General features: G+C 69.2%; 2 protein-coding genes. One reads left to right on the plus strand and one right to left on the minus strand.

What is annotated here, in order from left to right:
- Positions 1-91 precede the first annotated feature (91 nt).
- Complete coding sequence (locus tag ABZ914_RS50265) at positions 92-304, minus strand: dodecin (RefSeq protein ID WP_190856435.1); 213 nt, start codon at positions 302-304, stop codon at positions 92-94.
- A gap of 64 nt (positions 305-368) precedes the next feature.
- Here ABZ914_RS50265 and ABZ914_RS50270 point away from each other — a divergent pair, with 64 nt between their 5' ends.
- Complete coding sequence (locus tag ABZ914_RS50270; protein WP_500201657.1) at positions 369-701, plus strand: DUF3099 domain-containing protein; 333 nt, start codon at positions 369-371, stop codon at positions 699-701.
- Positions 702-848: the final 147 nt, after the last annotated feature.

Consider the following 848-nt stretch of genomic DNA (forward strand, 5'->3'; position numbering starts at 1 on the left):
GGGCCAGCCCCCCACGCCCCCCGGCGGGGGGCACCCCCACACCCCCGAAAGGCGCGCATTCGCGCCTGACGGCGCCTTTGGACGGGCGGGATCAGGTGTCTTCCAGGCGGAAGCCAACCTTGAGGGTGACCTGGTAGTGGGCCACGTCGCCGTCCTCGATCTGGCCGCGCACCTCCTTGACCTCGAACCAGTCGAGGTGGCGCAGGGTCTGCGAGGCGCGCCTGATGCCGTTGCGGACGGCGGTCTCCACGGACTCCGGCGAGGTGCCCACGATCTCCGTGACGCGGTACGTACGGTCCGTCATGTCATGTCTCCCATGTCTTGACCGTCCTGCTGTCGCCTATCGGACTCCATGGGCTTACCGTGGAATGGTGAAGGTCAATCACCATCGGGGACCGGACGTCTACACGGTCACCGACGCTCCCCGCCCGATGTCCGAGGACATCGGCCACCGGCAGCGGCGCTACCTGTGGTCGATGGCGGTCCGGACGGTCTGCTTCGTCGGGGCGGTCGTCAGCGTGGTGGCCGGGGCGCCGGTGTGGCTGGCGGCGCTCCTGGTGGTCGGTGCGCTGTTCCTGCCGTACGTCGCGGTGATCTTCGCGAACGGCGGCCGGGAGCCGACGCCGTCCGCCCACTTCGACGACCGCGAGGACCCCGAACAGAAGCGGGTTTCCGGACAGCGACCGGAAATCCGGTCGTGACATTCTCTTGACTAACCGCGGGGGGTTTCGGTGTACGATTTGTACCGGCGCTCTGGTCCCCCGTCGGAGCGCCCGTGCCGGTGTTCCGGGCCCCCGTCGGAACACCGATGATGCGGCGCCGGGTGGGTTGCCCCCGTATCCACCCGG

The organism is Spirillospora sp. NPDC046719 (assembly GCF_040645715.1).
Lineage (GTDB): Bacteria > Actinomycetota > Actinomycetes > Streptosporangiales > Streptosporangiaceae > Spirillospora.